This window comes from Pseudomonas sp. PGPR40 (assembly GCF_022014505.1).
Classification (GTDB): domain Bacteria; phylum Pseudomonadota; class Gammaproteobacteria; order Pseudomonadales; family Pseudomonadaceae; genus Aquipseudomonas.
The window spans coordinates 81,061-102,786 of record NZ_JAKLSP010000018.1 but is presented as its reverse complement, the minus strand read 5'-3'; the positions used below and the strand labels follow the sequence as shown (position 1 = coordinate 102,786).

At 55.8% G+C, this 21,726-nt stretch carries 14 protein-coding genes and 2 pseudogenes; 9 read left to right on the top strand and 7 right to left on the bottom strand.

The features are described from left to right. Nucleotides 1-14 precede the first annotated feature (14 nt). Entirely contained in the window at nt 15-4,544 is a 4,530-nt protein-coding gene (locus MEB48_RS16790; RefSeq protein ID WP_237885198.1) for a dermonecrotic toxin domain-containing protein, read from the top strand. Nucleotides 4,545-4,564: 20 nt separating this feature from the next. Here MEB48_RS16790 and pdxR read toward each other — a convergent pair whose 3' ends face one another. Next, nucleotides 4,565-6,115: a MocR-like pyridoxine biosynthesis transcription factor PdxR gene (gene pdxR, locus MEB48_RS16785; protein ID WP_237885197.1), complete on the bottom strand. Its 1,551-nt coding sequence runs from the start codon at nt 6,113-6,115 to the stop codon at nt 4,565-4,567. Between the two features lie 90 nt (nt 6,116-6,205). On the opposite strand from pdxR, the gene MEB48_RS16780 reads away from it, so the two are divergent. The 3 genes from MEB48_RS16780 to MEB48_RS16770 are packed head-to-tail and all read left to right on the top strand — an operon-like array spanning nt 6,206 to nt 7,974. Next, nucleotides 6,206-6,829 carry an FMN-binding negative transcriptional regulator gene (locus tag MEB48_RS16780; RefSeq protein ID WP_237885196.1) on the top strand — a complete coding sequence of 208 codons (624 nt, stop codon included), beginning with the start codon at nt 6,206-6,208 and terminating at the stop codon, nt 6,827-6,829. Between the two features lie 9 nt (nt 6,830-6,838). Beyond that, the gene (locus MEB48_RS16775; RefSeq protein WP_237885195.1) at nt 6,839-7,285 is read left to right on the top strand and encodes a GNAT family N-acetyltransferase; all 447 of its coding nucleotides are present in this window, start codon (nt 6,839-6,841) and stop codon (nt 7,283-7,285) included. Between the two features lie 17 nt (nt 7,286-7,302). Further along, nucleotides 7,303-7,974 (top strand): GNAT family N-acetyltransferase, encoded by a 672-nt coding sequence (locus MEB48_RS16770; protein WP_237885194.1) that lies wholly within the window; start codon nt 7,303-7,305, stop codon nt 7,972-7,974. Nucleotides 7,975-8,089: 115 nt separating this feature from the next. Here the strand turns inward: MEB48_RS16770 and MEB48_RS16765 are convergent, their stop codons facing one another. Continuing rightward, nucleotides 8,090-8,986, bottom strand: coding sequence for a homocysteine S-methyltransferase family protein (locus MEB48_RS16765; protein WP_237885193.1), 897 nt, complete (start codon nt 8,984-8,986; stop codon nt 8,090-8,092). A gap of 111 nt (nt 8,987-9,097) precedes the next feature. On the opposite strand from MEB48_RS16765, the gene MEB48_RS16760 reads away from it, so the two are divergent. From MEB48_RS16760 to MEB48_RS16750, 3 genes and pseudogenes are all read left to right on the top strand, one after another. After that, nucleotides 9,098-9,919: an ABC transporter substrate-binding protein gene (locus MEB48_RS16760; RefSeq protein ID WP_237885192.1), complete on the top strand. Its 822-nt coding sequence runs from the start codon at nt 9,098-9,100 to the stop codon at nt 9,917-9,919. Beyond that, entirely contained in the window at nt 9,916-10,758 is an 843-nt protein-coding gene (locus MEB48_RS16755) for an amino acid ABC transporter permease (RefSeq protein WP_237885191.1), read from the top strand. The genes MEB48_RS16760 and MEB48_RS16755 overlap by 4 nt, the downstream gene beginning before the upstream one ends. 637 nt (nt 10,759-11,395) lie before the next feature. Next, a pseudogene (locus tag MEB48_RS16750) lies at nt 11,396-12,040 on the top strand (autotransporter outer membrane beta-barrel domain-containing protein); the annotation flags it as partial. 527 nt (nt 12,041-12,567) lie between these two features. Here MEB48_RS16750 and ltrA read toward each other — a convergent pair. The 3 genes and pseudogenes from ltrA to MEB48_RS16735 all read right to left on the bottom strand — a co-directional run. Then, nucleotides 12,568-13,738, bottom strand: a pseudogene (ltrA, locus tag MEB48_RS16745) (group II intron reverse transcriptase/maturase); the annotation flags it as partial. Nucleotides 13,739-14,222: 484 nt separating this feature from the next. Beyond that, on the bottom strand, nt 14,223-16,031 hold the full coding sequence (gene oadA, locus MEB48_RS16740) for a sodium-extruding oxaloacetate decarboxylase subunit alpha (RefSeq protein ID WP_237885190.1): 1,809 nt from the start codon (nt 16,029-16,031) through the stop codon (nt 14,223-14,225). 11 nt (nt 16,032-16,042) lie between these two features. Continuing rightward, nucleotides 16,043-17,458, bottom strand: a complete 1,416-nt coding sequence (locus MEB48_RS16735; RefSeq protein WP_237885189.1) for an acetyl-CoA carboxylase biotin carboxylase subunit — start codon at nt 17,456-17,458, stop codon at nt 16,043-16,045. 190 nt (nt 17,459-17,648) lie between these two features. Between MEB48_RS16735 and MEB48_RS16730 the strand changes: the two genes are divergently transcribed. Beyond that, on the top strand, nt 17,649-18,611 hold the full coding sequence (locus tag MEB48_RS16730; RefSeq protein ID WP_237885188.1) for a LysR family transcriptional regulator: 963 nt from the start codon (nt 17,649-17,651) through the stop codon (nt 18,609-18,611). On the opposite strand, the gene MEB48_RS16725 is transcribed toward MEB48_RS16730, so the two are convergent. Together MEB48_RS16725 and hexR are read right to left on the bottom strand one after the other, a co-directional pair. After that, nucleotides 18,553-18,765 (bottom strand): PA3496 family putative envelope integrity protein, encoded by a 213-nt coding sequence (locus MEB48_RS16725; RefSeq protein ID WP_237885187.1) that lies wholly within the window; start codon nt 18,763-18,765, stop codon nt 18,553-18,555. The genes MEB48_RS16730 and MEB48_RS16725 overlap by 59 nt on opposite strands. A 206-nt stretch (nt 18,766-18,971) precedes the next feature. Then, entirely contained in the window at nt 18,972-19,838 is an 867-nt protein-coding gene (gene hexR, locus MEB48_RS16720; RefSeq protein ID WP_007896526.1) for a transcriptional regulator HexR, read from the bottom strand. 394 nt (nt 19,839-20,232) lie between these two features. Here hexR and MEB48_RS16715 point away from each other — a divergent pair, with 394 nt between their 5' ends. Further along, entirely contained in the window at nt 20,233-21,711 is a 1,479-nt protein-coding gene (locus MEB48_RS16715; protein ID WP_237885186.1) for a DUF6531 domain-containing protein, read from the top strand. Nucleotides 21,712-21,726 lie beyond the last annotated feature (15 nt).

Here is a 21,726-nt window from a genome sequence, read left to right as displayed (position 1 = left end):
TCGAAGAAGCGCCCATGACCGAAAACAACTTGCCCAACGATACAACGCCACTATTGGAAAAAAGTGAACTTGTCAGCCTGACCAGTCACGGCCCAACGCTCAATGAAGTGGCTTCGCACCAACTACGCCAGTCATTGAAAATGCTTTATCCCAAGCTGGATATCGATCCCGACACCGCCATCGTCGCCACACCGCAATGGCTTGTGGTGAATGATCAGGTCGAGGCCGGCCCTGCAACATTCGAATCACTCACACATGCACTGGTTCACCAAGCTCTTTATGGCACAAGGGCCAATTACATCGAAGGAGAACACTTTCTCTCGCTTGAGCCAAAGGCCCGAAACCCTGTTCATCTTGCGGTGAGCATCGAGGAAGTTGCCGAAATGCTCAATGATCTGGCGCCTTTGCTGTTTGTCGAACTTCAAGCCAGGCAACTGGACTTCTGGAACAGCAAAGGACACAAGATCGCGCGTTGGCAGGAGCTTTCCAACTCGTTGCGCAAAGCCCTCAATGTGCAGAAAGTCAAAGGCTGGGACGCTGATGAGTGCGCCATGGCGCGCGAAGTATTCATCGATCCCGACAGCGCCACGCGCAAGAATGCAAACAGCGACTTTTCAGCAATCCAGGCGTGTTTGATCGATGTCGATGCCCTGGAGAATGAAGTTGCCAGCCATCTCTTGATCGGAGGTGCCTTGGTGCTCAAGGCAACGTATCGCCAGCGTGAATTGTTAGTGCTGTACACAATCGAGGGCGGTTACGAGTCGTTCAGCTCGATGGAAAAATTGGGTGATTTGCTTCCCGCTCGCCTGGAAGCACAACTGGCAGGGCGCCCACCGAAATGGCGGCTATACGAGCCCGACGGCAATATCTTCGATCACATGGCCTGGGCGTTGGTGTCATCGCAACTCGATGCCATCGAGATGCTGAGGTTCCTCGATCCAACGACCACCGACGAGACCGAATCCGGGCTCGATAAAACCGAAGATGCACGTTACCAACAATTGGAAACAGCGATTCCCGACTGGCTGCGTGAAGCATCGGTTGACGATATACAAGATTACGGACGTTACATCACGGCGCTGGGCAAGTTATATCGCCGTCCCGAAAGCAAGGTGGCCAAACGCGAGATTCCTGCCATCACCGATTATGCCCAGCGCCGGATGTGTGAAGCGATCATCAAGGATTCACGCGCAGTGGCTGCCGCGAGCCTTCCACTGAATGAATTACGGATCAGAATTACCAATAGCTTCACCGTCGATAACCTCATACTGCCCAACCCTCTGGATCAACGTACAGAAACGCTTGCCGAATTTGCCCTGGAGAACGAAGCGCCCTATAGGGCCACCGTTTTTTTCAAACAGGGAGAGCAAGTTCCAGACTGGCTAACACCCGGGTTCCTTACCGACATATCGACTCAGGTCAACATCGGCAAGGCCTATCCCGAACTGATCAAACGCAAGTTGATAGACGACCCTGTCGAATCCCGACGTCAAAAAGATTTCTATCGCGATCAGCTGCAATTACTGCTGCCGCTGTTGGCACTTGAAGGCAAGGTCAAACAAGAAGCGGGAATCGATGAACAGGGCTATCGGTACATTTGCGAACTGTTTAATCCCGACACCGAAACCGTGCAGTCCATTGCGATATATCCGTTATCGATGACACCACAGCATCGCCTGATCAGCGTCAGCGATCGCGTCACAAACATGTTCATCATCAGCCCTCGAGAGGCCGAAAACGGCCCCTGCCTACTGTATCGTCCGTTGCTTGATCAACCCTTGCTCCAGTTTCCTTCCCGACAAAATCTGTTGTATGCGCTGCACCAACCTGGCGAACTCAGAGACTCGGTACTCGCCTGGCTGCCTGATAAAACACTGAGCTTTGAATATGCTCAATATGTATTCCCGGTCGGCCTGCCTTCTCCATGGTTGATCGCCGAACAGGTCATCAACCCCTTGCAACGACTGGACAGTTTCGGGCGCGTGGTTTTTGAAAATATCGAAATAACCGGCGACATCCTGCCGACGCTGTTCAATAACAACGCCAAGGCGCTGGTCGATCTGGCCGATCGACAAGCACAATCCAATGCCGAACGACGCTGGAACTTGCTGAAAGACAGCAGCTGGGCTCTGTTCGAGGTCACCGCCAACTTCTTCACCGGCGCTGTAGGCACTGCTGTCTGGGTCTGGCAAGCCATCAACGAAATACAACAGGCACTCGATGCCCGTGAACGAGGTGATCGTTTCGTTGAATGGACCTCAATCGGAGACGTGCTGCTGACCATCGGCATAATCCTCACCCATCGCGCGGTGATGCGACGCAGAACCCTTTCTGATAAACCGCGGATCGAGAAGTTATCGATAGAAAAGAAGACTCAGCCGGAACCCGCTCACGCAACTGTCACGTTCAACCCTGCCCCGCTTTCAGGAGAGCTGCCCATGGAGCATTGCACTTCGCTCGAAGTGGCCGGGTCAGTCCCACGGCGCAGTCCTTCTGCATTGCGCTCCTATCTGGACACGCTCAAGGTCACGCCGCCCGACCTCGCCGATGCCGACCTGGTAATCGTGAACGAAGCCACTCCCCATCTCTATCAGCTTAACGACAGGAATTACGCACAAGTGGGTGAACGCTGGTTCAACGTCCTCGTGAACAGCGACGACGAGGTCACTATTATGGTTCCCGATGCCCCCTACCGGGATGGCCCGCTACTCGCCCGCACTGGAACAGGCCAGTGGGTATTGGACCTGAAATTGCGTTTACGAGGAGGATCACCGAAAAGTCGTCTTAAAGCCCTCAAAGCTGCAAAAGAAAGGCGCAAGCATGAACTGGAAACAGCCTTGCAGTCATTCAGAACACAGGAAGCGTTGGACAAAATCGAGATAGAAAAAGTGCAAACGGACATGCTCGAAGCCAAGGGTGCCGACTTCGATCGGATATCAGAGCTTTACTCGCAGAAACTTGAAGCGATGATCGATACGTATCAACAAGCACTGGCTCAATTGCAAGAGTGGCGCGACCTCGGCGGGACGACAGGTTATACCTATGACTTGCTGCGTCTGAGCACCGAATTGGCGAGGCGTCTGTCGCTCTGGTTCGTCACAAAGAAAAATCGATATATCGAGGCCACCCAAAAACTGGCTCGGGCCGCAGACCCATCGGTCGTTTCGCAGCAAACCTATATCGACACCATTCAGCAGGCGACCAACTTGAGCCACGAAATGGTCAACAGACTGTCGATTTCGCACACTGTCATTGAAGGGATGAAAGCCGCAGGAAGACCTGGCATTACCGAGGCCCTACATATTCGCAAACTGCTACCTTCTTTCACGGCACTGGAACTGAAAGCCAATGAGATCGGCATGGCGCAGGAACTTTGCCTGCAAGAGCAGGCGAGCCCGACGATGCCCGAAGCGCGTAATGCCATCGGCGATATTGTCGTGAGTGCCGGCCGGGCCGCTCATCAAGTCGCCCAGTTGGTAAAAGGTACAGATGCCAATATCGACTTGAAGGTTCGTATCGAAGAACTCCACTCCCTCGTCGAAGTGTTTGCCGATGCAGAGCAACGCCTCCAGGAGTTACCGGATACCTATCCTGACTTGCTTAAGCGAAATCAAATCGACCATCTGCGAAGTCTTATCGAAGAATTCGCCCATTTGGCACACAGTCAACTCCAGTCTTTATTGCCGGAACAAACGTTTGAGCCACAGCAGATTCCGTCCAGGCGAAACCGTCCAGCCCCTTCGCCTCAGCCGGTCAAAGTCAGCAAGAGCCGGCCGCGTGCCCCTGACGACGATGGCGTAGCAAAAACCGCGGAAGATTCGCTCAAGCCATTCATCCCGGTGATCACCAAACAACCGCTACCCGCTTTGAAAGACGTGGAGATCATCGGCAGCGCTCTTGAGCTGAACCTGGACAGTGAACCGTTTATTGAACGTACCCGTAAAGACGCTTTTCGACCCAGGCGTATACCCGCCGACATGCAGGATCTATTCGATCAGCAAGCCCTGAAACTTGAACAAAGCGCTACCAGCGTTGAACAAGCCATGACCAGAATCAAAATTGCCACGGGAACTCCGCCACCTGTCGCCACACTGAGTACAGAACTGATTCAGGCAGCCAACAAAATGCGCAAAGCGGGGGTCAGTGTTCGAGCAAACCTTTATAAACAACGCAAGCCCACACAAAGCAGCTTCAAATGGATGCAGGAGAATAAGCAGATCGATATTAGTCGCAATGAGCAAGGGCGGATCCGCACCAAACAACTGGGAGATTACTTTCAGGAATATCGGATTTTCGACAAGGCTAATACCCATCAGCCCATTTGGGTTGCGCACTTTCATTACCCTACCGTCAATAGCCCGGTCGACAAACCCGGTACAGCCCACCTGAAAGTCTCGGACGATTATCTCAAGACTCTTACACCCGACCAGCAAGTGGCATTAAGTACTTTTGAACCCATTGATGGCGTACTGCGAAAAATAGACGATCCGCTCCTGCGCAAACTGTTTCTGGATCTTGAGCCTGCGAAGGAAGCTGAGGGGTAAGCGTGGCGCGTAACGCCACACTATGAACGCCAGACTTTGACCAAACGCCCGAGCGCTGCATTGATTGTCGCCTCGGGCACCGCCGCAAAGCCCAGCACCAGCCCAGCACGCAGATCCATCGGTCGCTGAGAATCCGGCAACCAGTAGTTGCTTAGCGCATTGATTTCAACATCGACACTGGCAGCCTGCTCGATCAACTCCTGTTCCCGAGCCTGAGAGTTGACCGCTACCGTCAAGTGCAGCCCTGCAGCGACATTCGGCGGAACACCAACACCAGGAATATCCCGGGGCCAGCCGGCAAGCAATGCGTTGCGTCTGATCAACGCCGCACGCCGCATACGCCGTATATGCCGTTGAAAATGTCCAGTCGCCATGAACTCGGCCATGACCGCTTGTGTGCTGACTTCCGAATGCCGCACGTCCACCGCACGCCGCCGGGAAAACGCCTCGACCAGCCCCATCGGCAATACCAGATACCCCAGCCGTAACGCCGGGAATGCAACCTTGCCGAAGGTCCCGACATAAAGCACCCGGGCGTGCCGATCCAGTGCAGCCAAAGGTGCTAGAGGCGCGCCGCTGTAACGGTATTCACCGTCGTAATCATCTTCAATGATCCAGCCTTGGGTGCGTTCAGCCCAAGCCAATAACTCAAGACGTCGCGCGAGACTCATGACGACACCGGTCGGGTACTGATGGGATGGCGTGACATAAGCGAGACGGCAATTCTCAATCCCGGCCAATTCCGCACAATCGATCCCCTCACTGTCCACCGCTACGCCGTGCAATCGAGCACCTGCCACGGCAAACGCATGACCCGCCGCGCGATAGCCCGGGTTTTCAATCCCCACCCCATCGCCCGGCTCCACCAGCAACTGTGCACAAAGGCTGATCCCCTGCTGCGCGCCACTGGTGATCACAATTTGCTCAGCCGAACACTGCATGCCCCTTGAGCTGCGCAAGTAGGCGGCAATCAATCCGCGCAAGCGTTCATCACCCGCAGGGTCGCCGTAACACAGTTGCTGTAAATCCGGTTTACGCCAAAACGCCGCATTCAGCTTGGCCCAGACCTCGAAAGGAAACAGATCGAAGGCCGGAACACCGACCCTGAATGCGCGAGGCGGACCACTGGGAGGCAAGGCCAAATGGTTCTTTTCAACCCGGCCCAAAGCACCGCTGTGGATAACTTTACTGGATGAAACCACAGGCAAATCCAGCCAATTTGTGGATAAGGCTGTGGGTAACCCTGTTGAAAACCCTGTGGATACTTTTGTGGATAATTTTTTTACCGACACCGCGGCTTGAGGCAATTGCGCGACATAAGTCCCGTCGCCAACACGCCCCTCGATGAAGCCCTCAGCGTAAAGCTGATCGTAGGCACGGACCACGCTGTTACGGGAAATCGATAGCGCCGCCGCCAGATCGCGACTGGCCGGCAGTCGTGTGCCGCTGGCCAATCGTCCATCGAGCACTCGCACCCGCAGCGCTTGATAGAGCTGACGACTCAGGCCCTGACGGCGGTCGAGTTCGATACCCGCTGGATTGAACGACGAGGGAAGCGGCGGATTCGGCATGGTAATGGACCTATGAAATTGGTCATTAATGGCTCTTACAACAGACCAATAGCCTGCCTAGGATGCAGGCATTCGCCAAGGAATATTTCCATGTACACGCCCAGCAATTTCGCCATCGATGATTTGAATGAACTGCACCAGCAGATACTCGGCACTCGCCTTGCTGTCTTGGTCACCCATGGTGAACAGGGTCTGCAAGCCAGTCATCTGCCGCTGCTGCTGAATGTTGACCAAGGCCCGAATGGCACCCTCTACGGGCACTTCGCCCGGGCCAATCCACAATGGCGGGAATTGCAGAACGGCGCCGAGGCGCTGGTGATTTTTGCTGGTGCGGATGCTTACGTCAGCCCGGGGTTTTACCCGAGCAAAGCCGAGCATGGCAAAGTCGTGCCGACCTGGAATTACGTCGCCGTGCACGCCTATGGCATGGCCGAAGTGTTCACCGACGCCGACCACCTGCGCAATCTGGTCAGCACCCTGACTGATCGTCATGAGTCGGGTCGCACAAATCCATGGAAAGTCGACGACGCCCCCACCGACTACATTGATGGCATGCTCAAGGCCATCGTCGGTTTTGCCTTGCCGATCCAGCGTCTGGAGGGCAAACGCAAGCTCAGCCAGAACCGCAATGCTGCAGACATCGCCGGTGTGCGCGAGGGGCTGGCCGCCAGCCCTGATGTGCACGACCAGGCCCTCGCCCACTTGATGCGTTAAGGAACCAACATGAGTCAGATCGACATCCGCCAGGTCACCGCCGACGATCACGCTACCTGGCTGCCGTTGTGGCAAGCTTACTTGCGCTTCTACAACACCGAATTGCCCGACGCAGTCACCCAGAGCACCTGGGAGCGCCTGCTCGATCCGAGCGAACCGACTCACGCGGCGCTGGCCTGGGCCGATGGCACAGCGGTGGGCATGGTGCATTTCATCTACCACCGCTCGAACTGGAGCATCGAAAACTCCTGCTACTTGCAAGACTTGCTGGTGACGCCAGAAACCCGCGGCACCGGTGTCGGTCGGCAACTGATTGAATTCGTCTACACCACGGCCAAGGCCGACGGGTGCTGCGAGGTCCATTGGCTGACCCATGAAACCAACGCCACCGCGATCCAGCTCTATGAGCGCATCGCCGAACGGCCTGGTTTCATCCAGTTTTGCAAAGCCCTTTAAGGTTCAAGGAGAACAGCATGTCGACTTCACTCGCGGACTGGAAAGGCGTTCCGCCGCCCTCGGTTCAACTGATCGAAGGACGTTTCATTCGCTTGGAAAAACTTGACCCGGCCCGTCACACCGACGGCTTGTGGAAAGCCCTGGAAGGCCCGGGCTCGGATCCGAAACTCTGGGACTATTTGCCTTACGGTCCTTTCCCGGAGCGCAGCGCGTTCAACGATTGGCTGAACAACCATGCGGCCAACAGCGACCCGTATTTCTTCACGGTGATCGACCGCGCCAGCGGCGACGTGCAGGGCATCCTCAGCCTGATGTCGATTGTCCCTGCCCAGGGTCGCATCGAAATCGGCCATGTGACCTTCGGCGCACCGATGCAGCGTTCGCCAAAAAGCACCGAAGCGGTTTACCTGTTGGCCAGGGAATCCTTTGCCCTGGGTTACCGGCGTCTGGAATGGAAATGCAACAACGGCAATGCCCGTTCCAAGTATGCGGCGGAGCGGTTGGGGTTCAGTTTTGAAGGGGTTTTCCGCCAGCACATGGTGGTCAAGGGTCAGAACCGTGACACAGCGTGGTATTCGATTCTGGATTCGGAATGGCCCGCGATTGGCGCGGGGTTCGAGCGGTGGCTGTCCGATGAGAACCAGACGGAATCGGGGCAGGTGAAAACTCTGGTTGAGTGCCGCACCTGATGATCGTTCCCACGCTCCTGCGTGGGAATGCAGCCACGGACGCTCTGCGTTCGATCCGGAAGGCGACGCAGAGCGTCGCGGGATGCATTCCTTTGCTGCGCGTGGGAACGATCTTTCAAACCAGTTTCTGGGCCAACACCGCAATATGCTCCGGCCCGATCCCGCAGCAACCGCCCAAATGGCTGGCCCCACGCTTCTGCCAATCAGCCGCCCATTGCAGGTAGCCCGGCGGATCGAGATCGTCACGCAACGGGTCCAGACCGTCATTGGCCGTGGCCTCTTTCGGCTGTGGCGGGAAGGCATTGGCGTACGCGCCGATGTGGATCTTCACACCCAAGCGTTCGAAGGTTTCTCGCGCTGCATCGATCGCAGCGCCGATCACTTCTGGCTGGCTGCAATTGAACAGCAAAGTCTCGACGCCCAACTCAGCCGCCACTGCAGCGGCCTCGACCACCGGCTCACCGGAACGCAAACGCGGCACTTCGTCGGTGTCTTCATCTTTCAGGGTAAACGACAGCCAGAACGGCTTGCCGTCCTTCGGCAGACCGGCATGGATCGACCGTGCCTCGACGATCGAGCTCTGGGTTTCAGCCAGCCACAGGTCGACATGAGGCGCCAGGCCATTGACCAGAGGTGTCAGCAATTCAGTCACCCGCGCAGCGTCGAACAAATCCGGACGATAGGAGCCAAACAACGGCGGCAATGAACCGGCCACACGCACTGGTTTACCCGCCGCATCGACGGCACGCCGGGCTAGCTCACCGGCCAATGCTGCGAGGGCCTGACCTTCGGCGGCAAAACGCTCTTCGCCAATATGGAACGGCACCACCGCGTAACTGTTGCTGGTGATCACGTTGGCACCGCTTTCAATATAAGCCGCGTGCACCGCTTCCACCGCTTGCGGCGCCTCGCTCAGGGCCAGTGCCGACCACTCAGGCTGCCTGAATGGCGCCCCTCGGCGTTGCAACTCACGACCCATGCCGCCATCCAGAATTACCGTGTTTGCGCCCATATGCTTTTCACTCATAAGCTTATGAAAATAACTCACTATCAGAGTCGTTCTTATAACTATTTAATACGCACCACTCGGTTAATAACAACCTCTTTTTTTCAGGGATCAACTGTGAAATTTCAACCACTGCTGGCCCTGGGCCTGACGATATTGACTGCCTCCACCCAAGTCTTTGCGGGCGCCACTCTGGACCGTATCGAGCAAAAGAAAGAACTGGTGGGCGTATTGATGGAAAGCTATCCACCCTTCTCCTTCCTCAACGACCAAAACCAACTCGACGGTTTCGACGTCGATGTGGCCAAGGCCGTGGCGGACAAACTGGGCGTCAAGCTACGCCTTGAAACACCGTCCTGGGATGTGATCGCTGCCGGTCGCTGGAGCGGGCGTTACGACATCTGCATCTGCTCCATGACCCCGAGCAAGGCCCGCGCCGAAGTCTTCGATTTCCCGGTCGAGTACTACGCCTCCCCTGCGGTGATCGTGGTCAATGCCAAGGACGACAGCATCCATGGCGCCAAAGATTTGAGCGGCAAAAAAGTCGGCCTCACCAGCGCCTCCAGCTATGAAAGCTATCTGAACAAGAACCTGGTGATTGAAGGCGCCGAAGATACCCAATTGCAGTACCCTTTCGAGAACGTGCAGATCGCTCCGTATGACACCGACAACGTCGCGTTTCAGGATTTGGGCTTGGGCGCTGGCGTGCGTCTGGACGCGATCCTAACCAACCTTGTCACTGCCCAACCGCGCCTGAACGAAGACAAGCGCTTCAAACTCGCCGGCCAGCCGCTGTACTCGGAGCCGAACTCGGTGGCCATCGAAAAAGGCGATGTTCAGTGGGACGCCAAAGTACGTGATGTGTTTGCCCAGCTGAAACAGGACGGCACCTTGAGCAAGCTGTCGCAAAAATGGATCGGCGCCGACATCAGCAAATGACTTCTTTCCCCAACCCTCCTCAGCCACCGCAACCGGTGGCTGAGTCGTTGCTGCAACGAATCTTCGGCTTCCGCACCCGGCTGTACCTGACCTGGGCGGCGATGTTCGGCTTGTTCGCGAGTTTCTTCCTGAGCTTCGACCTGAAGTTCTCGATCATCCTCGACAAGCTGCCGAACCTGATCGGCCTGCACCTGGCGCCCAACGGCTTTCTGCAAGGCGCGGCGCTGACGCTGTTTCTGTGCTTGTGCTCGATTGTGGCGTCATCACTGCTGGGCTTCTTCACCGCCCTGGCTCGGCTGTCGAAAAGTGCGGTGGCGTTCGGTATCGCGAGCTTTTATGCCTCATTCTTTCGCGGCACACCGCTGCTGATCCAGATTCTGCTGATCTACCTCGGCCTGCCCCAATTGGGCATCGTGCCGGGCGCTATCGCTGCCGGCATCATCGCCCTGTCGCTGAACTACGGCGCTTACCTCAGCGAAATCTTCCGCGCGGGCATCCTCGGCGTCCCCCACGGCCAACGCGAAGCATCGCTGGCCCTGGGCATGCGCGAAACCGTGATCTTCTGGCGCGTCACCCTGCCCCAAGCTATGCGCACCATCATCCCGCCCACCACCAACCAGTTCATCTCCATGCTCAAGGACTCGTCACTGATTTCGGTGATGGGGGTTTGGGAAGTGATGTTCCTGGCGCAGTCGTATGGGCGCTCGAGCTATCGCTATATCGAGATGCTGACGACGGCGGCGATTATTTATTGGGTGATGTCGATTGGGTTGGAGCTGATTCAGGCGCGGATGGAGCGGCATTATGGGAAGGCGTATTTGAGCCGTAGCCAGGTTTAAAGCAGATAGATCGCAACCTTTGGCAGCTCCTGGCGTGTGTCATCCAAGTAGAGCTGTCGAAGGCTGCGATCTTTTGGTCTTTAACATCCGGCAGACGCGTTTTTTGGCAATGCGACAGCCCTCCTCTCCTGATTCGTTGTCAGAAAAAGCATTAGTGCGTAGTAGATAAAACCAACCGGCATCAAGAGGCTGGCCATTTTCTACATAACCATCTGACACGCCCCGCAGGTCCGTCGGAAGCAGCTGACATCGGCACCTATAGCCTCCTCTTAGAGTTTGGCCTCATGTCAAAAGAGGCTGTACTCGATGCCCGTTCAATACAGATTCCGACCACAACATCTGGCACTGGCCATTGCGCTCGCAGTGGGTTGCATAGCACCCTCCCTGGCGCAACAACCGGAGCCTCAAGTCATGCTCGAGGAGCCGACTCCCAAGTCTCGTAAAAGAAAACCCAAGCTGAATGAACCCATCGTTGATCTCCCAGTGACCAAGGAGATCATCGAGCCACATAAAAACGCCGACCGACCCACAAACCGGTTGGATGAGGGGCAGACAGCTCAACTGTAACAATTAAACCGCCTGCCCTTGAAGAGCCTAAAGCCAGTCCGATCGCGCAGACGCCATTTAGCCCCCCAGCGAACTCAACGGAGATCTCGACAGCTGGCACTTGGGTGTCTATGCGTTACGTCAGAGTGGTCCGATGTCACTGCGTCTTGGCGCGACTTACAGTGATCACGATGGCAGCAACGCACGGCAGATAGCCTTCACTGGTTTCAGCGACCGTCCCAAGGGTAGCTACGACGCCAGCACCCAGCAAGCTTTCGCCGAGGTGGGTTACAACCTGGGCTGCGCCAACGTCAGCATCGAACCGTTCGCCAGCCTCGGCTACCAACGCTATCAGCGCGACAGCTATACCGAAAAAGGTAGTGCAGCGGCGCTGAAAGTCTATGAGCAAGCCCAAAGCAACATGAACAGCACCTTCGGCCTGCGCCTGGCAAAGGTCAACATGCTTGATAACGGTATGCAACTGACGCCGCGATTCAGTGCCGGCTGGAAACACACGTACGGGGAGGTTGAAACCAAAACCCGCCAACGACTGGTCAATGGCGGCAACGACTATTCCGTTTACGGTGCGGATCTGGATCGCGACAGTTTACTGGTCGATGCGGGATTGGATCTTCGGGTTTCGACAAACCATACATTAGGTGTAGGCCTCACCGGCGAGATCGGGACTGATAGCCGCAACCATGGCGTGATGGGTCAATGGCGGATGGCATTCTGATCATTTCGCTTCCCTGTCTGCCTATCAGATATGACAGTAGACGCATCCCTCGCTCGTCCCTAGGCTGATGCATCGGAACCTGCTCCTGACGGGAACAGGTTCTCTTACATCCGGAATCGGGAAGCCTAACGATGAAAAGCTCCGTCTACGCCAATGCAGCACCTGAGCTACCTGGGAACGTAACTCCCGGTCAGACGCTGATTCTTAAAAACACCTACACGGACTCCATGACGGGTCTTTATCGAGTTCGTTTTAAAAACGACGAAAGCGAGAACACAGTACCCATCAAAAGATTTGAACAGCAGGTAGTTTTTTTTGATGTCCCTTTGAGTATTACTCCGGGGACTTACACGGTCAGCGGAGGCTATCCCGGAACTATTCCTACTATTCCTGAATTTCGCGAACTTGGAATCGTCACCGTTCATCCTGTCGAAGACGTGAATGTAATTCAGGCGTACGGCACAGAACACCAATAAATGCCGGGCGAATCGGCATAGGGGACGGTCTTCATAGACCGTATCCCTGCAGCGATAAGTCGTCGTTCCCCGTTTCCATTGCTTGAGTTGAATCGCTCTAAATCGATGTCGCATCCATTTGTCCAATTCACGCCAGACACCTGGTGTTTGTGACAACTTGAAATAGGCTTTCCAACCCAGCAAATAGGGACGTAGGAGATCGACGACCTGCTGCAAACTGCGGCCACATGAACGGCGAGTGAACTGCCGGATACGTTGCTTGAATTGCTTTTGTGCCTTCTGAGATACCGCACGTTTGACTTCGTCACGGGCGCACCAAAATGCATAACCCAGAAACTTGCGACCAAACGCACTGGCCACCGCACTCTTGCTCTCGTTGACGCTCAAGTGCAGCTTTTCATACAGACGCCTCAGCAAGATCATCACCCGCTGCCCTGCTTTATGACTGCGAACATAAACGTTCGCGTCGTCGGCATAGCGCACGAAGCAATGACCTCGATATTCAAGCTCCCGATCCACTTCGTCCAGCAGCACATTTGCCAGCAGCGGCGACAGCGGGCCGCCTTGCGGCGCCCCGCAGCGGCTTTTCTCGATCACGCCATTGATCAGCGTTCCCGCATCCAGATACGCCCGAACCAGTCGAATAGCCGCCCGATCCGCAATCCGTTTGCGTAAGCGATCAATCAAAATGTCGTGATCGACCCGGTCGAAGAACTTCTCCAGATCAACGTCCACCACCACTTTGCGCCCCGAGGACACATACCGCTGAGCCGCCAAAACGGCGTCCTGCGCGCAGCGTCCCGGACGAAAGCCATAGCTGTGTTCACTGAAAGTCGGATCAAGCAACGGCTGCAAGACTTGCAGCAGCGCTTGTTGGATCAGACGGTCGGTGACCGTCGGAATACCCAACTCGGCGCTCACCGCCGTCAGGCTTGGGGATGACCACGCGTCGCACCGGACTGGGCCGGTAGACATCTGAAAGAAGCTGTTCACAAATCACTGGCCATTGAGTCAGCAAGTCTTCGGCGGTCTGTTCAATGTCCAGACCATCAACTCCCGCTGCACCTTTATTGGCTTTGACCCGTTTCCACGCCCGTTTCAGGTTTTCTCTCGCAAAGGCCCGTTCCAGCAGCCTTTGCCCTGCGTTGTCGGATTCATCTTGCGGGCGATTGACCTCGTCGCTGACGGGATTTCTCACGGTTTCACCGCTCGTTATCTCCATCCGCCCCGCGTTTGGCAGGCATCTGACTTCCGGTCGTTCGCATCAACATGGCCTACAACACTCTCTCTCGTTCGGCCCTTCGTCAAAAAAAAGACTACTACGGCCTCTGCTGACTTCTCGCTCCGGCTCGCACCGTCGCCCTTTCAGGCACAAGGCGAGATCTCCCCAGGTAAGAACGCAATCCTTCCCCGCACAACCGCCGGATTTACGCAGCCTGATCTTTGACCACAAGAGCTTCGCGATTCATGGCTCGCTCGCCCTGATCGGCTTCGCCTTGTATCCGGTTTTTGTTCATCGGCTCACGGTTTCGATTCACGCTTCCTCCCCACACTCGGTCACCCTCATGCAGTTGCGCTTCACTTCGTTCGCTGTGGTCAGCTTACGGCGGGACTTCCACCCGCAAGATTGCGCCCATGCTGGGCGCACAAAAAAAGGGGAGCACATGCCCCCCCGAGGTTTAAAGCGGTATATCGAGGCTGCTATCTCAGCCTTCGATCTCGATCAGAATCTCGCCCGGGTTCACCCGGTCGCCCTTGGCCACGTGGATGGCGGTGACTTTGCCGGCGATGGCCGATTGGACTTCGGTTTCCATCTTCATCGCTTCGGTGATCAGCACAGCCTGGCCGGCTTTCACGGTGTCGCCTTCCTTGACCAGCACATCGACGATGTTGCCCGGCATGGTGGTGCTGACGTGGCCCGGTGCAGTGGCTTGCTTGCGCTTGCTGCTGCCGCCGCCGACGAACTCGTTGAGCGGTTCGAACACCACTTCTTCCGGCATGCCATCGATGGACAGGTAGAAGTGGCGCTTGCCTTCCGCCTTGACGCCGACACCTGTGATATCGACGCGGTAGGTTTCGCCGTGAACGTCGATGACGAACTCGGTCGGCACGCCTTCGCCACCGGCCGAGGCTACGCCGCCGGCTTCAGGGATCGGCAGCAGCACTTCTGGCGTCAGGGTGCCGGCTGCGCGTTCTTCAAGGAACTTGCGACCGATATCCGGGAACATGGCGTAGGTCAGCACGTCTTCTTCAGACTTGGCCACAGAGCCGATTTCGGCACGCAGCTTGGTCATTTCCGGCTTGAGCAGATCCGCCGGACGCACGTCGATCACCTCTTCGCTGCCGATCGCCTGACGACGCAGTTTTTCGTTCACGGTGCCCGGCGCTTTGCCGTAGCCGCCTTGCAGGTAGAGCTTCACTTCATTGGTGATGGTCTTGTAGCGCTCGCCAGCCAGCACGTTGAAGAACGCCTGGGTGCCGACAATCTGCGAGGTCGGCGTCACCAGCGGCGGGAAGCCGAGGTCTTCACGAACGCGAGGGATCTCCGCCAGCACTTCGCTCATGCGGTTCAGGGCACCCTGCTCTTTCAACTGGTTGGCCAGGTTGGAAATCATCCCGCCCGGTACCTGGTTGACTTGCACACGGGTATCGACCGTGGTGAATTCGCTTTCGAACTGGTGGTACTTCTTGCGCACCGCATAGAAGTACAGGCCGATTTCTTGCAGCAGTTCCAGGTTCAGACCGGTGTCGAACTCGCTGCCTTTAAGGGCGGCGACCATCGATTCGGTTCCCGGGTGGCTAGTGCCCCAGGCGAAGCTGGAGATCGCGGTGTCGATGTGGTCGGCGCCGTTTTCGATCGCTTTCATTTGGCACATCGCGGCCAGACCAGCAGTGTCGTGGGAGTGAATGAACACGGGCAGCGATTGCTCGGTTTTCAACGCTTTGACCAGTTCGCCAGTGGCATACGGGGTCAGCAGGCCGGCCATGTCCTTGATCGCCACCGAGTCGCAACCCATGGCTTCCATTTGCTTGGCCTGGTTCACGAAGGCCTCGATGGTGTGCACCGGGCTGGTGGTGTAGGCGATGGTGCCCTGGGCGTGTTTGCCGGCAGCTTTTACCGCTTCGATAGCCACACGCAGGTTACGCACGTCATTCATCGCGTCGAAAATGCGGAACACGTCGATGCCGTTGACGGCAGCCTTGGCGACGAAGGCTTTGACCACGTCGTCGCTGTAATGGCGGTAGCCCAGCAGGTTCTGGCCCCGCAGGAGCATTTGCAGACGCGTGTTAGGCAATGCCGCGCGCAGTTGGCGCAGGCGCTCCCACGGGTCTTCTTTCAGGAAACGTACGCAGGCGTCGAAGGTCGCGCCGCCCCAGCATTCCAGCGACCAGTAGCCGACTTTGTCGAGCTTGTCGCAGATCGGCAGCATGTCTTCGGTGCGCATGCGGGTGGCGAGCAGCGATTGGTGGGCGTCGCGCAGGATTGTGTCGGTAACGTGGATTTGCTTGCTCATTGTTCTATTCCTCACAGGCCTGCGTGGGCGGCGATGGCGGCGGCGATGGCCAGGGCCAGCTCTTCGGGTTTGCGCTTGATCGAGTAATTGGTCAGTTCAGGGTGGCTTTCAACGAAGCTGGTATTGAACTGGCCGCTACGGAATTCCGGGTTGCGCAGGATTTCCTGGTAGTACGCGGCGGTGGTCTTGACCCCTTGCAGACGCATGTCGTCGAGGGCTCGCAAACCACGGTCCATCGCCTCTTCCCAAGTCAGCGCCCAGACCACCAGTTTCAGGCACATGGAATCGTAGAACGGCGGAATGGTGTAGCCGGTATAGATCGCTGTGTCGGTACGCACGCCAGGACCACCGGGCGCGTAGTAACGGGTAATCTTGCCGAAGCTCGGCAGGAAGTTGTTTTTCGGGTCTTCGGCGTTGATCCGGAACTGCAGCGCGAAACCGCGGTGCTGGATGTCTTCCTGTTTCACCGAAAGCGGCAGGCCGGACGCGATGCGAATCTGCTCGCGAACGATGTCGATGCCGGTGATTTCTTCGGTGATGGTGTGTTCCACCTGCACCCGAGTGTTCATCTCCATGAAGTACACCTCGCCCTCGGCGAGCAGAAACTCCACGGTGCCGGCGTTCTCGTAACCCACGGCCTTGGCTGCGCGCACCGAGAGATCGCCGATGTAGGCACGCTGTTCCGGGGTCAGTTGCGGGCTCGGCGCGATCTCGATCAGTTTCTGGTTGCGGCGCTGGATCGAGCAGTCACGCTCGAACAGGTGCACCACGTTGCCAAAGCTGTCGCCGAGGATCTGCGCTTCGATGTGTTTCGGATTGACGATGCATTTTTCCAGGAACACTTCCGCCGAACCGAAGGCCTTGGTAGCTTCGGAAATGACTCGCGGAAAGGCTTGTTCGAGTTCTTCGCGACTGTTGCAGCGACGAATGCCGCGACCGCCACCACCGGATGTGGCCTTGAGCATCACCGGGTAACCGATACGCTCGCCTTCGCTCAGGGCTTCTTCGATGCCCGACACGTTGCCTTCGGTGCCAGGGGTGACCGGCACGCCGGCCTTGATCATGCTGCGGCGCGCTTCGGTCTTGTCGCCCATGCGGCGAATCACTTCAGCCGATGGACCAATGAATTTGATTCCGCGTTCGGCGCAGATGTCTGCCAGCTCGGCGTTTTCCGAAAGGAAACCGTAGCCGGGGTGCAACGCATCGCAACCGGTTTCCACCGCCAGGTTCACCAGCTTGCGCGGGTTGAGGTAGCCAGCCAGTGGCTCGGCACCGATGCTGTGGGCCTCGTCCGCACGCTTCACATGCAAGGCATGGCGGTCGGCGTCGGAATAGATCGCGACCGAGCGAATGCCCATTTCGGCGCAGGCACGCACGATTCGTACGGCAATCTCACCACGGTTGGCGATCAGGATCTTTTTTATCACTTGGAGGTTCCCTTGAGCCGGTGGTACCCACGACCTGTCAGACCAGGTCGACGCGTGACCAAATGTTTCAATTCAGTCGCAGCTCCACACTAGCCTTCGCAAGGGATTAACAAAAATGAATAATAATTGGGTTACACATAAGCAAAGACTTATAGTTGAAGCATCAGCCTCCGCTCAGGGTCTCTAGAAAATGCGTAAGTCATTGATGCGTATGACATTGCGTCAATTGCAGATCTTCAATGAGGTGTGCGATTTAAGGTCCTACAGCCGCGCTGCCGACGAAATGTCTCTCACACAACCTGCCGTTAGCCTACAGATTCGTCAACTCGAAGAGCTGATTGGCCAACCGTTATTCGATTACGTCGGCAAAAAACTCTACATGACCGAGGCGGCCGAAGCACTGCAGCGCGCCAGCCGGGACATTTTCGGGCGCCTGGAAAACCTCGATATGCAGTTATCGGATATGCAAGGCTCATTGCAAGGCCAGCTGAAACTGGCGGTGGAATCCAGCGCCAAGTATTTCGTGCCGCACCTGTTTGCCGCGTTCAAGCGCCAGCACCCGGAAGTGAATCTGCAGCTGACGGTGGTCAATCGTGGGCAGGTGATCCGGCGCCTCTCCGACAACCGCGACGATCTGGTGATCATGTCCATGGTGCCGCAGGACATGGGGCTGGAATTCTTGCCATTTCTCAATAACCCGATTGTCGCCGTAGCACCACCGGATCATCCGTTGTGCCACATGGGCCCACTGCGCTTGCAGGATCTGGAACCCTACACACTGCTATTGCGCGAATCCGGCTCCGGTACGCGACTGGCCTGCGAAGAGTATTTCAAAGAAAAGCGCGTGCACTTCAACCAGACCCAGGAGGTCTCATCGGCCGAAGCCCAGCGTGAATGCGTGCTAGCGGGTCTGGGCCTGGCGCTGTTGACGCGCCATGCCCTGAACCTTGAATTGGCAACGGGCGGATTGATCGAGTTGCCGGTCGAAGAACTGCCGCTGTACCGCAGTTGGTGCCTGGTGCAGGCCAAAGCCAAACGGCTATCACCCGTGGCGCACGCATTCCTTGCGTTTATCCGCAGCGAGCGGATACAGATCAGCGCCCTGGTTGAGCGTTTCGACGGGAAGTTACGGGAGCTGCCTGCCAGTAATTGAGTTCGAGGCCGTCAGGAAATTCGCCAATTTCCGCCAGAAGCTGACGGCGTTCGCAGCGATCTTCGATGGCGCGGCGAAATTCCATGCGGCGCTGATCTTCTTGCTGACGACGGGTTTTGACGGCGCTGTTGCGTTCTTCGTAGGGCTGAGCCATTTCGAGTCTCCCAAGGCGAGTACGGGAGTTTCAAGATAGGCGCGAGGGATGACGGTTTGGCGACGGGTGAATGACAGTGAGATGAAATGTGGTGAATCTGATGACGCCTTCGCGGGCAAGTCGGATCGCCGCACCGCTCGCTCCTACAGGGACGCGATATCTGTAGGAGCGAGGCTTGCCCGCGAAGGCACTCTCAAGGCAAAGAATCAATCGTCCAGCGCTTTCACTGACTTGGGCGACAGCCGCAAGCTGCGAAGGCTGCGTTTGACGCTCTTGAGGTGATTGACCAGGCTCGGACCGCGGGCCATGGCCACGCCCATCGCCAGCACATCAATCACCACCAGGTGCGCGATGCGCGACGTCAGCGGCGTGTAGATTTCGGTGTCTTCGTGTACATCGATCGCCAGGTTGACGGTCGACAGCTCGGCCAGCGGCGTCTGGCTCGGGCACAGGGTGATCAACGAAGCGCCGCTCTCGCGCACCAGATTGGCAGTGATCAACAGGTCCTTGGAACGCCCCGACTGGGAAATGCAGATTGCCACGTCGCTCGGCTTCAGGGTAACCGCCGACATCGCCTGCATGTGCGGGTCGGAATACGCGGCTGCAGTCAGCAGCAAACGGAAAAATTTGTGTTGGGCATCCGCCGCCACTGCGCCCGAAGCACCGAATCCATAGAACTCGACACGCTGAGCCTGAGACATCAGCGACACAGCCCTCTGCAACTCCACCGGATCGAGTTTCTCGCGAACCTCCATCAGCGTATGCAGGGTAGTGTCGAAGATTTTCAGGCTGTAATCGGCGACCGAATCGTCTTCATGGATCGCGAACTGACCGAAGCTGGCGCCCGCCGCGAGGCTCTGCGCCAGCTTCAGTTTCAAATCCTGAAACCCGGAGCAACCGATGGCGCGGCAAAACCGCACGATAGTCGGCTCGCTGATGCCCACGCTATGGGCCAGGTCGGCCATGGAACTGTGCATCACCGCCGCAGGGTCAAGCAGCACGTGGTCGGCGACCTTGAGCTCCGACTTGCGTAACAGGTGACGTGACTGGGCGATATGTTGCAGCAGATTCAAGGGACTGGACTCTTTGTTATTGGCAGGCGCCGGGGATGTAGCACGCTTGTAGTTATACTACATGAATCGGCTTTTTGCCTGCTCAATGCGTAACCGGATGGCATTAATCTTCCCAATTTTGCCAGGAAATACCCCATGTAGCGGGAAACATCCGCGCGGTGTCACCCTTGCTGAGGGCAGCGAAAATCGTACCCTGACGCTCCCGCGGCTTTAGAAGAAAAAATCAACATTAACAATTTTTGACACATAAATTTGTCTGGTGTTGCGTCTACACAAACCGCAAATGACCCCGCCCACAATTATTTTCATTTTATTTCCATAGTCTACGGATGATTAATTTACTGATATAAAATAAGAACATCCTTTAAAGAATCTCGGACCACGGAAGGTCTATATGAAAATCAGAAAGAATTGCACACCAATCTTATTGTGCGCCCTCTTAACAACTCAAGATTCGTTAGGCGAAGACTACTATTGGCAATTTCAGCCCGAATGGGGGATTCCTGAAAAATTTTCCTCGCCAGAATCAGGTTGTCGATGGCTACACAAGGAAAGTGAAGACTCATGGAACTACACACCTCCCATAGAAAGAGAGGATAAACTTGCTTGGGATTGTCACATGATCTATGGCGATGACCCGGTCGACGACTCCTATGGAGTTCTAGCTATAATGCTCTATGGAGAACATTGCCCAAAAGGAAATAAATTTAACAGCATTTCAGGTCAGTGTGAGTTTCTAAAAGCTAGCTACGCCTGTCCATCGAGTATCGCTGGTAACCCTATCGATTTTTCGACAGGCTACAAGTTGCAGTCAGAAACAGATTACTCATTTTCATCTAACAATAACCCAGAAAATGCTATCGAATTCAAAAGATACTACAGAAGTGCTGATGGATTATGGGTTCATAATTACTCAGACAGGCTGAATATTGAAAACAATTCAGTCACAGTTATACACAACAATGGAAACCAATACGTATTCAAAAAAATCGGGCATTTATACGTTGGCGAAGCAACTGAAGCAAGTACGCTCAATCAGCATGACAACCGCTGGATATACCAATCGACTAACGGCATGACGTTAGTATTCGATAATAGTGGAAAACTTGTAAGTACGCGAAGGCACAGTTTGTCCACGACTATCATCTACTCGGGCACAGTCGCTACAGTAACCGATAGTTTCGGAAATTCACTTCAATTTACCGAAGACCCAAAAAAGCAACCCCTTAGTTTAAAGGTTGGGCAGATCCAAATACGCTACCAATATAACAAATATAAACAGCTCATTTCGGTCATAAAAAATCACCCTGAGTTTCAGGAAACAAGACGATATTTTTATGAAGACCAACGAGACAGCAGACTTTTAACAGCGATTGAAGACCAACGTGGAATCAAATATGCGGCATGGACTTACGACCAATACGGTCGGGCAATCTCCAGCGAACACGCGCTGGGCACTGAGAAAGTTACCGTCCAATATAACTCTGACGATTCAACCACTGTATCAAACGCTTTGGGGGGAAATACAACTTATAAATTTGGTTACTTTCAAAGTGCCAAACGCATAACCTCGATCATCGGAGAACCAACCGCTAACTGCCCACAAAGTAATTCGACATTTACCTACGACGAACGCGGATTTCTGACATCGCAAACTGACGGTAAGGGCATCACTACGCTATTCACCCATAACGACCGCGGTTTGGTCACTTCGCGCATCGACGCAAGTGGTACGCCTGAATCAAGGACTATTACCACGGAGTGGCACACTACGCTGCCCCTTCCCTTGCGTATTCAACAACCAAACCGATCAATCCTATATACCTATGACGCTGAAGGACGAAAACTCAGCCAAACAATTGAAACACATTGATTCAGAAGGACCTGA

Excerpts from the sequence above, each read along its gene's own strand:
- MEB48_RS16775 (WP_237885195.1), top strand. The coding sequence starts at position 6,839 with ATGAGTCAGATCGACATCCGCCAGGTCACCGCCGACGATCACGCTACC.
- MEB48_RS16715 (WP_237885186.1), top strand. The coding sequence starts at position 20,233 with ATGAAAATCAGAAAGAATTGCACACCAATCTTATTGTGCGCCCTCTTA.
- MEB48_RS16755 (WP_237885191.1), top strand. The coding sequence starts at position 9,916 with ATGACTTCTTTCCCCAACCCTCCTCAGCCACCGCAACCGGTGGCTGAG.
- pdxR (WP_237885197.1), bottom strand. The coding sequence starts at position 6,115 with ATGCCGAATCCGCCGCTTCCCTCGTCGTTCAATCCAGCGGGTATCGAA.
- MEB48_RS16725 (WP_237885187.1), bottom strand. The coding sequence starts at position 18,765 with ATGGCTCAGCCCTACGAAGAACGCAACAGCGCCGTCAAAACCCGTCGT.
- MEB48_RS16780 (WP_237885196.1), top strand. The coding sequence starts at position 6,206 with ATGTACACGCCCAGCAATTTCGCCATCGATGATTTGAATGAACTGCAC.
- oadA (WP_237885190.1), bottom strand. The coding sequence starts at position 16,031 with ATGAGCAAGCAAATCCACGTTACCGACACAATCCTGCGCGACGCCCAC.
- MEB48_RS16730 (WP_237885188.1), top strand. The coding sequence starts at position 17,649 with ATGCGTAAGTCATTGATGCGTATGACATTGCGTCAATTGCAGATCTTC.
- MEB48_RS16790 (WP_237885198.1), top strand. The coding sequence starts at position 15 with ATGACCGAAAACAACTTGCCCAACGATACAACGCCACTATTGGAAAAA.
- MEB48_RS16765 (WP_237885193.1), bottom strand. The coding sequence starts at position 8,986 with ATGGGCGCAAACACGGTAATTCTGGATGGCGGCATGGGTCGTGAGTTG.
- MEB48_RS16770 (WP_237885194.1), top strand. The coding sequence starts at position 7,303 with ATGTCGACTTCACTCGCGGACTGGAAAGGCGTTCCGCCGCCCTCGGTT.